Here is a 10,294-nt window from a genome sequence, read left to right as displayed (position 1 = left end):
GTTGACAGTGAGAGTGACATCAACCCGGGAGACACCAGGCGGTGACTGGCCGGCCGACCGTGCCTCGGTTTCCACATGCTTCATGGCGCCTCAATCCTGATTTTCCGGAGGGTTACTTGCCAGGCAAGGGGAATTCTTTGATTCTGGCCCTCCAGTCAGATGTCGCTGCTCAGTAAAAGTAGCACTCCGCCACGTTGTGCAATTATGCCGTTGAAGAGAAATGGCCGCCGGGCACCTATGCGTGTGAGGTCTGTTTCGCGATTCTCATGCTCGACACACCAGCAAATCGAACACGTGTCGGCATCGTCCAGGTCGTGGAGTCACCCACGACTCTGTTCAAGAGACGCAGGCCGCACCCCGGCGCACTTCGCAGGCCGAACGCGTCCACGTCCGCATGATCCGCTCAGGGGCATCCCGCCAGGGACGCTACGGATGCGAGTTCGTACAGGCAGCGGGACCCTGTCCTGTAGTACGCATTCCCGCCGCACCCGTCAGCCTAAATCCGCGCGAGGCAGTCCCGATGATCGACGACCTTTCAGCCCCGATGCACCGAGTTCCGCCACGCCCTGCGTGTCAACGCCGACGCCCGGCTTTCCTCGAGCACCTGCTCCTCGCCCGCCGTCATGCCACCGACCCTCCGGACAGATCTAACAGCGTCCCGCCATTCCCATCAGTCCCACCAGTCCCGCAGAAGTCAAGACGCGCCTCGGACTGCCTCTTGAACAGAGCTGACATTCGAGTAGCGACGCCTGCGAAGAGCACCCGCTCGACCTCGCCCGAGAGAGTTGGCATGCCTGTAGCTGATGACATAACCGTCAGGCACGGAAGGGACGCGTTCGTCCCTGGGACGGCCACGACCCTAGGTACGCCAGTACCCCCCTTCGCTGCCATGCGGCGGCCCCAATGAGCCGCAACACGATGCTCCGAGATTTCCTGCGCTCACGCCGTGCCCAGGTGACACCCGAGGAGGCGGGTCTGCCGCTCGGGCCTGGAGCGCGCCGTGTGCCCGGCCTTCGGCGGGAAGAGGTGGCCGACCTCGCCGGCATCAGCGTGGACTACTACGTCCGCTTCGAGCAGGGCCGTTGCCCCAACGTGTCAGATGCGTTGTTGGACTCGGTCACCAGGATTCTGCGCCTCACCCCTGTCGAGCGAATTTACTTGTACGAGATCGCCCGGACGTCTGCCACCCACGCACCCAGGTGTGCCGACGACCAGCAGATCAGCGCCGGACTACGCCTGCTGCTCGAGAACCTTTCCACCCCGGCGTTCGTCCTCGGACGGCTACTCAACCTCCTCGCCATGAACGAGCCCGCGCACGCGCTGTTCCGCGGCTTGGGAGCCCGCGGAAACTACCTTCGCTGGCTGATCCTCGACGCTCCGGGCAAGGCACCGTACACGGACTGGAACGTCGCAGCCCACGAGGCGATCGCCATGCTGCGCTTCGACGCCGCCCGCCATCCACACGATCCAGCCGTCGCCGCGCTCGTCGACGAGCTCACGGCGGTGAGTTCCGAATTCCGCCGAATCTGGGCCACCCATGAGGTTGAGCTCTGCAGGAACGGCCGACGTCGCTACCGCCATCCTCTGGTCGGCGAGATCGTGCTCCACAGCGAACGCCTCCACATTCCGAACGAACCTGATCAGACGCTCTTCACCTACAGCGTCGTCCCGGGCTCGCCCTCCGACGCAGGCCTTCGCCGGCTCACCCGTACCACCGATCCGGCCATCGCCACGAGTGCCATAAGAACGGCCACGTCTGCCTCCCGGAAGACCGACTCCGTGGCCAGCCCGCCGAGCAGCACCCGTTCCGCGTCAGCCGCGCCACGGCTGGTGCCTGCGCCGCCGAGCGCGAGCCGGGAGGCGCGAGCGGTGCCGCTGCCGGCCTCGAGCGCGGCGGCGACCGACACCACTGACCTCGACTTACCGTGCCCAGGCCGGTGACGCAGTGATCAACGGAAAATCGTCCTCACGGAGCCTTCGGGGCATGGCCGATCCGCTGGTTGTCGCGCTCTCATTGTTCAACAGCCCCAGACCTCTGGGGGAAATTCGCCCCTGCCGGGGCCTGAGGTAATGCGGGATGAGGGCCTTCCGGTCTCCGCTGCGGATGTGGCGATCCACGCTGCTCCAGAAGGCCCTCAGCCGTTTCGAGATGTCTCAGCGGAGATCCCTGTCGTCGATCTCCGTGGACGGAACACCCGGATGGTGATGTCCCAGGCCTCGTCCTGGCTCTGCTTCAGCATCTTCTCGATGAACTCCGGTACCACGTTGCAGAACTTGCTCGTGTCGCTGGGCACGATCCGCACCATCGCGTCGATCATCTCGGTGGGGTCGAGGCGACCGTGGTCATTGCCGAGCAGCGAGTCGAACCCAGCCGGCACGCCGATCTCACGCAGAAACGATCAGTTAATCTGGATGCCGCCAACTGCCAGGAGACCTTTGCCCTCAGCCACGGCGAGCAGGGTCAGGCGCGCTGTGGCGTTTCTGCCGCCTCTTTCGATCGCAGGATTCGCCACCGGGTGCCCCGGCGGACGGCTGTCCGCTCGTACCGATGGGGGAAAGCGAACCGCCCATGAGAAGAACCGTACGGAACGAGACTTCTCTCGTTCCCAGGCGACTGTGGATTTCAGAGCGCACCCAGGGCCGGGTGACGCCGGCCGAGCTCTTCTTCGACTTGGTGTTCGTCTTCTTCGTCACCCAGGTCACCCACGCGGTGGAGAGCCACCCCGGGTGGGAGGGCCTCCTCAAGGGGCTGTTCCCGATGGTCGTCGTGTGGTGGATGTTCAGCGGGTTCGGGTGGCTCACCAACGCGGTCAGGCCTGACGCGGTGCCGGTGCGGCTGCTGCTGATGCTCGCGATGACCGGCTTCTTCATCATGGGGCTGGACGTGCCGTACGCCTTCGCGCCCGAGGGCTGGGCCTTTCCCCTGGCGTATCTGGCCGTGGTCGCCATCCACGGGGTGGTCTATCTGACCGCCAATGCCCCGTCGGCGCGGCAGGCCATCCTGCGCAACATGCCGTTCAACGCCGCGGCCGGGGTCCTCGTACTCGTCGCCCCGCACCTGCCGGAAGCATGGGGCTGGGTGTGCTGGGCCGCCGCTGTGCTGGTCCTGTACCTCTCGCCCTTCCTGGGCCGCATCCGCGGCTTCGTCCTCGAGCCGCATCACTTCGTGGAGCGGCATGCGCTGCTCCTGCTGGTCGTTCTGGGCGAGTCGGTGGTCGCCATCGGGATCGGCGCCGAGGGATCGGAGAGCCACGCGGTCGACGCGCCCCTGGCGCTCGGCGTGGCGTTGGGCATCGCCGTGGCGTCGGGCCTGTGGTGGGTGTACTTCGACGGGGACGAAAGCCGGGCCGACGCCGAGTTCGAAAAGGCCACCGAGCACCGTCGCCAGATGCTCGCCTACTACGCGTTCACCGGCGCGCATCTCGTGATGATCGTCGGCGTCATCCTGGTCGCAGCGGGAATCACCGACGCCATTCACCACTTCGACGGTCATGCGCACCGGTGGTGGCTGGGCTGCGGCACAGCGGTGTTCCTCCTGGGCCACGCGGCCTACCGGGGCCTGCTGGGAAGCGGACGGCTCGCCGACCGCCTGGTGGGGGCCGTGTGCGCGGTGCCGCTGGGAGCGACGGCGTCCGTCGCCGGCTGGCTCGGCATGACCCTGGTGGGGGGCGTCCTGGCGGCCATCGCCACCGTCGACCACCGCCTGGCGTCACAAAGGACCCAAGCCTCTCAGGCGACCCTGAGTACTGGCTGACACATCGACTACGTCGGCAACCCCGCCTTCACCGCCACGAGAGAGGTCCGCGACGGGATGCTCTACCACGAGCACCTGACCCTCTACCGGACGCCCTGAGCGCCAGCGCGCACTGCCCCGGCGTGCCGCGGCGAGGTGAAGGATCCGGGCGAAGGGCTCGGAAGCGGCCCTCGCTCTTGTGACCGATTGGGATCGGCGCCGGCCAGCAGGTCCAGTGCCGGGCGCCCCAGCATTGCATCCGCCGGGCAGCCCAGCAGCCCTTCGGCCTCCGAGCTCCACCCGACCACCGTGCCCCGCTGGTCGACAAGGATGTGGGCTTTGTTTTCCGCCGGGACTCCACCATGGGGACCACTGCGCTCGGTGGCGTGAGATGCACCCATAGTCATCAGCTTTCACTCGCCTCAGAACTCGGTACGCCCTCAGTGTCCTCCGAGACGCTCGCGCGCGGCATCGGATCCCACTGCTGGTCGTGGACTCGTTGAGCTGCTCAGCCAAGTCCGAGGGCGCGATTCCTCACCGAATCTGCTGGGTGCCCTCATAGAGCAGGGGGAAGGCGGGAGACGTTGCCGAACATCTGCCAGCTGCCCAGGGTCAGGGCGAAGGTGAGGAGCGTATAGACGAACAGCGTTGGGGAGCAGGGTGTCGCACACCCTGCTCCCCAAGTGTTTCGGCCCGGCCGTCCCGCTGATGCGCTACGCCCCGTCCTTGGATTCCCCCGCCGAAGGTGCTGTCCCGGGCCGCCGGGGGGATCCTGCCGCCTCCGTCGGCCGGGCGGGGAGCTCGGTAGCGGCCCAGCCCGCCAGGAAGGTGAGGGCCTGCGCGCTCGGCGAGTGCGGTTCCGCCGTGTAGACGAGCAGGCTCTGGTCCGTGGAGCCCCGCACATCCAACACTTGGAAGTCCAGGCTCAGTTCCCCGGCGATCGCGTGGACGAACTCCTTGCGGCCATGCCGCTGGGCCCGCACCCTGTGGTCGGACCACCATCGGCGGAAGTCGGGGTCCTTCAAGGACAGTTCCCCGACGAGACGGGCGAGTTCGGGATCGTTCGGGTAACGGCCGGCGTCCATGCGGAGGTAGGCGACACACTCCTGGGCCACTTGCTCCCAGTTCGCGTACAGCCCCCGGACCTGGGGATCGAGGAAGGTGAGCCAGATGTGGTTGCGCCGCTTGGCCGGCAGCTGGGAGTAGTCGGTGAACAGCGCCGCGCTCAGGCGGTTCCACGCCAGGATGTCCATACGGCGGCCCATCACGAGTGCCGGGACATTCACCATGCTGTCCAGGAGGACCTGGGTTGCATGCGATACCTGCTGATTTCTCGGTGTGACCGGCTTCGCCCGGTCGGAGATGCCGGCTTCGGCCGCACACCGCAGCAGGTATTCCTCCTCGTCGGGCCGCAGCTCGAGGGCCCGGGCCAGGGCACTGAGGATGGCGGGCGACGCGGACTTCACGCGGCCTTGTTCCAGCCTCACGATGTAGTCCACGCTGACGCCGGCCAGCGAGGCGAGTTCCTCACGCCGCAGTCCCGGCACCCGGCGGTGCCCGGACGTGGGCAGCCCCACCTGCTCCGCACTGACCCGGGCGCGGCATGCGCGCAGGTATTCACCGAGTTCTGTCACGGCAGCCTCCTTCTCGTGTGACTCATGCGAGTCACACGGCGGGTCAGTTGGTGACCTTCGCGTCGTCATGGTCCGTGGACAGGGCCAGCTCCCGCCAGGTGTCGGTCTCCTCGCGAAGCTGGGCGATCTTACGGTCCATGGCCGAGGCGCAGTCGCTGCCGAGCTGGGCGCGCAGCGGCGGGTTGGCGGCGTCGGCCAGGGCGAGGATGGCCGTGGCTCCCTTGACCGGGTCACCGGGCTGGGCGTGATTGAGCCCGGGGACGGCCTGGCGCACCGCGCCGGCGGTCTCGGCGTAGTCGGAGATGATCCGGCCCTCTGTGAGCAGGCTGGTGGCGTCGAGGAAGTCGGTCCGGAAATATCCCGGCTCGACAATCGTGACCTGGATACCCAGCGGCGCCAGTTCGGCGCGCATCGCCTCGGACAGGCCCTCCACGGCGAACTTGGTCGAGCAGTAGACGCCGAAGCCCGCCACGCTCTCGAAGCCCCCGATGGAACTCAGGTTGAGAACGTGGCCCGAACGCTGCCGGCGCATGACCGGCAGTACGGCGCGGGTGACGTTGGCCAGACCGAACACGTTGGTGTCGTAGACCGAGCGGAACGCGGCATCGGTGGTTTCCTCCACCGCGCCCAGCACACCGCGTCCTGCGTTGTTGACCAGGACGTCGATCGTCCCGAACCTCTCCACGGCTGCCTCGACAGCCTCACGGGCCTGCGCCTCGTCGGTGACGTCCAGGGCGACAGCGAGCAGACTGTCCCCGTACTGGGAGAGCGCGTCCTGTACGTCCTGAGGCCTGCGGGCCGTCGCCACGACCTTGTCGCCCCGCTCCAGTGCCTGGCGCGCGATCTCCAGACCGAAACCGCGGGACGCACCAGTGATGAACCAAGTGGCCATGCCACTGCCTCTCATTCGTTTGATTTTAGAAAAATCGGGTTGGATGTAGCTATTGCTTCCGGAGCTCGGCCCGGCCCGAGCGGACAGCAATGACCCCTGCTGCTACGGCCAGCAGTGCCACGAGCAGTCCGAACCCCGAGAAGGCGGCCGCGACGCCGAACCGGGAAGCAGAGGCGCCCAGAACGACCACCGGCACACTCACCGCCAGGTAGGCCAGGGCGAAGAACCCCGGCAGGAGCTGGGGGTAGCCCTTGGCGATCGCCGCAGCCGTCACGGTGCTCGTGGACCCCATGAAGCACAGGCCGAAGCCCGCACCGGTGACTGCCGCACCAGCGAAGAACAACAGGGCGTGGGCGGTGTCGTAGCCGATCACGGACACCCCGACCCCGGCGACGAGCAGCGCACACCCCGTCACCGATGCCGCCCGGTCGCCAAGCCGGCGCAGCAGCATCGGAGCGATGCCGCCGCAGCCCTGCACCACGAGGATGACCAGCGAGGACAGTGCCCTGTCGGTGGTGTGCAGCAGGCCGGCGACCAGGTCGACCCCCAGTGCCAGGTACAGGCCGACGACCGCCCAGCCGGCCGTCACGATGGGGGCCACCCGGAGCAGGATCCCCCGTGGCTCCGCACCCAGCCGCAGCAGCCGGGGGCGCCAGGGCCTGAGCCGTTCGGGCACGGCCTGCCAGGCGGGAATCGCCCGCACCAGGGCAAGTCCACCGACGGACAGGACGGCCAGCACGACGAACGGGGTGACCAGTGGTGCGGGAGCGAACTGAACGGCGAGGCCGGAGAACACCGCGCCCAGCGCGATGCCTGTCGAGGTCGCCGCGCTGTTGGCCGCCGCCGCGGCCCGGTGACTGCGGTCCCGGTGAAGGTCGGCCAGGGCCGAGCCCGCGCTGCTGGTGAGCAACCCGACCCCGACGCCCTGGATCATGCGGGCCAGGCACAGCGCCCACGCCCCCGTGGCAAGCAGGAACGTCAGAAAGCTGACGACGACAGTGGCCAGCGCCATCACGATCGTCCGCTGAGTACCCAGGTGCTCGCTCAGGTCCCCGGCGACCAGCAGGGTCAGGATCGCGCCGACGGCGTAGCAGGCGTAGACGACCGTCGAAGTGGTCGTTCCGAAGTGCCATTGCTGCTGGTAGAGACCGTACAGCGGAGACGGCGCGCTGCTGGCGGCCATCACCACGAAGACGACCGCGACCACGGTCTTGAAGTGCCAGGGGCGGTGTTGCCGGTGATACTGGGCGGTAGGGCGCCGGTGCCCCCGGAGCTCGGGGGCAGCCGACTTGTCGGCGATCATCAGTCTTGCCATCTTTCGACGGGAATCCGGCGTCGGCGGCAGAGGTGGCTTTCCTCTGCGAAGGGCGCCTTGCGGGATCCATCGTCGTGGCGGAGTGCCTGGGCATACAGGGAGGCCTTTTCCTGGGCAGCCGTCCCTAGGAAAGCCAGTACCAGGCAGACGAGCAGGCTGCTCCAGGGCTACCCGCCGAGCATCCCCAGTTTCCGCAGCTCCTGGCGCAGCACCGGGGTCAGCGCCTCGGCGTAGGGATCCGCCACATGGCTCTCGTCGCGGTAGACGAACGTGTCGCCTACGACCCGGGGGCACCTGCCCGACCCGGGGCACAGCCAGGGCTTCGGGTCGACCACGGCGGCACCGGCACGGCGGGCGCCCTGCCGGTTGGCCTCCCGGCGGGTGGGGTCCTTGATCGCGTCGCGCTGGTCCTGCTCGCAGTCTTGCAGCTGCAGCGGGTAACTCGACACGCACTCGACGGCATCGTTCTTCGGCCACGGATTGTCGAGCAGTACGACCACGTGGTCCGCAGCGCCGACCAGCCGCCGGTAGACGGATCCATAGCCCGCCGCCCAGTCCTGCAGCAGGTCTTTGAGCTCCTTCGCCGACTCGCCCGCCTCGGAGGAGGAGACCACGACCAGCCGTACCTGCCCGGCAACGCGGGCGAGTCGATGTTCGCCCTGACCCACGACGCCACGACCTTGTCGCCGTGGCCGGGCTGCTGGTCTTCCTCGGCTGGACAGTGCTCGCACTGGGCGGGGCGGCGTATCGCCTGGTACGCCGCGACGTCTGATGGCCCGCACCACGGACAGGTGAGCCCCGTGACCACCGACGACATCAGCGGGATGGGCCCGTTCATCGCCGGCCTGGGCCGGTTGAGCGAGCGGCTGGGGCAGGCCGACCGGGAGCGCCCGTGGGTCATGGATGTCGCGGTGGTCGGGCTGGTCTTCGTGCTGTTCTGCCTGCCGGACCTGATGACCGCGGGCACCGTCGACGCAGACGCCCCTCGCGAGCTTCGCGCCACGCTCAACCAGCCGAACGTGGCCGGGATGCTCGTTCTGCAGGGCGGGCTGGGGCACTGTCACGTTGGCTAACGGCGTGAGATGGTCTCCAAGTTGATAACCCTCGGGAGGGGATCGTGCGTGGCGAGCACGCGGCCGTCGTACAAGGGCCACCGGTACCCGGTGGAGATCATCTCCCACTTCGTGTGGCTGTACTTCCGGTTCCCGCTCAGCTTCCGCGAGGTCGAGGAGCTGATGCTTGAGCGCGGCGTCGTCGTCTCTTATGAAACGGTCCGCCGGTGGTGCCGGAAATTCGGGCAGTCCTACGCCGACGCGCTGTGCCGACGCCGCCCCAGGCCAGGCGATAAATGGCATCCGGACGAGGTCTTCGTCAAGATCAACGGCAAGCGGAAGTACCTGTGGCGCGCGGTGGACCAGGACGGCAACGTCCTGGACATCCTGGTCCAGAGCCGTCGCGACAAGGATGCGGCCAGGCGTTTCTTCCGGAAGCTGATGAAGAAGACCCGGTCGGTGCCCCGCGTGATCGTGACCGACAAGCTCCGGTCCTACGGTGCCGCCCACCGCGAGGTGATGCCCTCGGTCGAGCACCGCTCCCACAAGGGCCTGAACAATCGGGCCGAGAACTCCCACCAGCCCACCCGGCAGCGCGAACGCGCGATGAAGGGATTCCGCAGCGCCGGCGCAGCCCAACGGTTCCTGTCCGCCTTCAGCGGCATCTCACCCCACTTCCGACCCTCACGCCACCTGATGACCGCCACCGAACACCGCCTCGAGATGACCATCCGTTTCACCCTCTGGGACCAGATCACCGGCGTCGTCGGCCAGCCCACCAGGGCCTGACCCCGGGACTGCCACCCGGCCCGACCCGCGCTGACGCGGCCTCAGACACCTCACACCCTCAACAACGTGACAACGCCGCTGGATCCGCAAGAAGTACCAGCGGCTGCGTGGACGAAAGAAGGCGCAGGAAGCATGGAACAGGACCATCAAACAGCGGCCCCGGTTCTTTGCCCACTGGGCCTGGGTAAACACCGTCCCCGTCGTCTGGTGACCAGGGCAACAAGAGCCGTATAACGAGAGATCGTTGCGTACGGTTCTGTGAGGGCCGGGGGCTGTGATGCCCCCGGCTACGCGACATCGTCTTGATTCTGTTGAAGTGTGGGCGCGAGCAGTTCGCGGTAAAGCCGCCTCGAACCCGTGCAGCCTGCCTGGTAGGGGCCATCTGGTCACATGGTGAGCCGACGGGATATTCCCGTTGGACACCTCCGCCGCCGGGAGAGGATCTTGGCAGCATGACCTTCGCCCGCCGCCACCGCGAGGGGGTGCACGAGATGATCGGTGCGGCTGCGTTCGAGTGGGTGGCTTGTGCCGGTGCAGCGGGTGCTGCACCGGGCTACGGCAGGTAGGCGAGCACGTACACGCCGACTCCGCCAGCGGCGCAGAGCAGCGTGCCGCTTGGGTGCCAGGCGATCCCGGTCAGGTCGCTGGCGACGCGCAGGGCGCAGTGGCAACGACCGGTGGCTACCTGCCATAGGCGCAGCGTCTGATCACGGCTGGCCGTGGCGAGCAGCGTACCGTCCGGCGAAAACGCACAGTTCTCCACCCAGCTGGAATGCCCGGTCAATACGGCCTGTTGGGTGCCGTCGGTGACGCGCCACAGTCGGACGGTGCGGTCGTCGCTGGCCGTGGCGAGCAGCGTACCGTCCGGGGAGAACGCAC

12 protein-coding genes and 1 pseudogene are annotated in these 10,294 nt (G+C 67.6%); 6 read left to right on the top strand and 7 right to left on the bottom strand.

What is annotated here, in order from left to right:
- The first annotated feature begins 903 nt into the window (after positions 1–903).
- Positions 904–1,941 (top strand): helix-turn-helix transcriptional regulator, encoded by a 1,038-nt coding sequence (locus tag ACFVJQ_RS43160; RefSeq protein ID WP_385791247.1) that lies wholly within the window; start codon positions 904–906, stop codon positions 1,939–1,941.
- Positions 1,942–2,135: 194 nt separating this feature from the next.
- Here the strand turns inward: ACFVJQ_RS43160 and ACFVJQ_RS43155 are convergent, their stop codons facing one another.
- Positions 2,136–2,378 (bottom strand): hypothetical protein, encoded by a 243-nt coding sequence (locus tag ACFVJQ_RS43155; protein ID WP_385518477.1) that lies wholly within the window; start codon positions 2,376–2,378, stop codon positions 2,136–2,138.
- Positions 2,379–2,644: 266 nt separating this feature from the next.
- Here ACFVJQ_RS43155 and ACFVJQ_RS43150 point away from each other — a divergent pair, with 266 nt between their 5' ends.
- Positions 2,645–3,754 (top strand): low temperature requirement protein A, encoded by a 1,110-nt coding sequence (locus tag ACFVJQ_RS43150; protein ID WP_385518480.1) that lies wholly within the window; start codon positions 2,645–2,647, stop codon positions 3,752–3,754.
- A 3-nt stretch (positions 3,755–3,757) separates the two neighbouring features.
- Positions 3,758–3,853 carry an Atu4866 domain-containing protein gene (locus ACFVJQ_RS43145; RefSeq protein ID WP_385518484.1) on the top strand — a complete coding sequence of 32 codons (96 nt, stop codon included), beginning with the start codon at positions 3,758–3,760 and terminating at the stop codon, positions 3,851–3,853.
- On the opposite strand, the gene ACFVJQ_RS43140 is transcribed toward ACFVJQ_RS43145, so the two are convergent.
- The 5 genes from ACFVJQ_RS43140 to ACFVJQ_RS43120 all read right to left on the bottom strand — a co-directional run bounded on the left by ACFVJQ_RS43140 (position 3,838) and on the right by ACFVJQ_RS43120 (position 8,188).
- Complete coding sequence (locus ACFVJQ_RS43140; RefSeq protein WP_385791244.1) at positions 3,838–4,134, bottom strand: PAS domain-containing protein; 297 nt, start codon at positions 4,132–4,134, stop codon at positions 3,838–3,840. The genes ACFVJQ_RS43145 and ACFVJQ_RS43140 overlap by 16 nt on opposite strands.
- 312 nt (positions 4,135–4,446) lie before the next feature.
- Positions 4,447–5,367: a helix-turn-helix domain-containing protein gene (locus ACFVJQ_RS43135; RefSeq protein ID WP_385791242.1), complete on the bottom strand. Its 921-nt coding sequence runs from the start codon at positions 5,365–5,367 to the stop codon at positions 4,447–4,449.
- A 43-nt stretch (positions 5,368–5,410) separates the two neighbouring features.
- A complete protein-coding gene (locus tag ACFVJQ_RS43130; RefSeq protein ID WP_385791240.1) occupies positions 5,411–6,259 on the bottom strand; it encodes an oxidoreductase in 849 nt (282 codons plus the stop codon).
- Between the two features lie 49 nt (positions 6,260–6,308).
- Positions 6,309–7,574, bottom strand: coding sequence for an MFS transporter (locus tag ACFVJQ_RS43125; protein WP_385791238.1), 1,266 nt, complete (start codon positions 7,572–7,574; stop codon positions 6,309–6,311).
- Between the two features lie 167 nt (positions 7,575–7,741).
- Positions 7,742–8,188: an SGNH hydrolase domain-containing protein gene (locus ACFVJQ_RS43120; RefSeq protein ID WP_385518421.1), complete on the bottom strand. Its 447-nt coding sequence runs from the start codon at positions 8,186–8,188 to the stop codon at positions 7,742–7,744.
- On the opposite strand from ACFVJQ_RS43120, the pseudogene ACFVJQ_RS43115 reads away from it, so the two are divergent.
- From ACFVJQ_RS43115 to ACFVJQ_RS43105, 3 genes and pseudogenes are all read left to right on the top strand, one after another.
- Positions 8,183–8,346, top strand: a pseudogene (locus tag ACFVJQ_RS43115) (ABC transporter permease); the annotation flags it as partial. The gene ACFVJQ_RS43120 and the pseudogene ACFVJQ_RS43115 sit on opposite strands and share 6 nt — an antisense overlap.
- 28 nt (positions 8,347–8,374) lie before the next feature.
- Positions 8,375–8,647, top strand: coding sequence for a hypothetical protein (locus tag ACFVJQ_RS43110; RefSeq protein WP_385518418.1), 273 nt, complete (start codon positions 8,375–8,377; stop codon positions 8,645–8,647).
- A 48-nt stretch (positions 8,648–8,695) separates the two neighbouring features.
- The gene (locus ACFVJQ_RS43105; protein WP_385791235.1) at positions 8,696–9,415 is read left to right on the top strand and encodes an IS6 family transposase; all 720 of its coding nucleotides are present in this window, start codon (positions 8,696–8,698) and stop codon (positions 9,413–9,415) included.
- 553 nt (positions 9,416–9,968) lie between these two features.
- Here ACFVJQ_RS43105 and ACFVJQ_RS43100 read toward each other — a convergent pair.
- Positions 9,969–10,294 (bottom strand): WD40 repeat domain-containing protein (locus tag ACFVJQ_RS43100; RefSeq protein ID WP_385791233.1); only part of this gene is annotated, 326 nt, incomplete at its 5' end.

This window comes from Streptomyces sp. NPDC127197, from assembly GCF_042672405.1.
GTDB classification, from domain to species: domain Bacteria; phylum Actinomycetota; class Actinomycetes; order Streptomycetales; family Streptomycetaceae; genus Streptomyces; species Streptomyces flavusporus.
This window is presented reverse-complemented; position numbering and strand designations above follow the sequence as displayed.

Coding starts and splice junctions, on each gene's coding strand:
- ACFVJQ_RS43130 (WP_385791240.1), bottom strand. CDS start 6,259: ATGGCCACTTGGTTCATCACTGGTGCGTCCCGCGGTTTCGGTCTGGAG.
- ACFVJQ_RS43140 (WP_385791244.1), bottom strand. CDS start 4,134: ATGGGTGCATCTCACGCCACCGAGCGCAGTGGTCCCCATGGTGGAGTC.
- ACFVJQ_RS43160 (WP_385791247.1), top strand. CDS start 904: ATGAGCCGCAACACGATGCTCCGAGATTTCCTGCGCTCACGCCGTGCC.
- ACFVJQ_RS43125 (WP_385791238.1), bottom strand. CDS start 7,574: ATGGCAAGACTGATGATCGCCGACAAGTCGGCTGCCCCCGAGCTCCGG.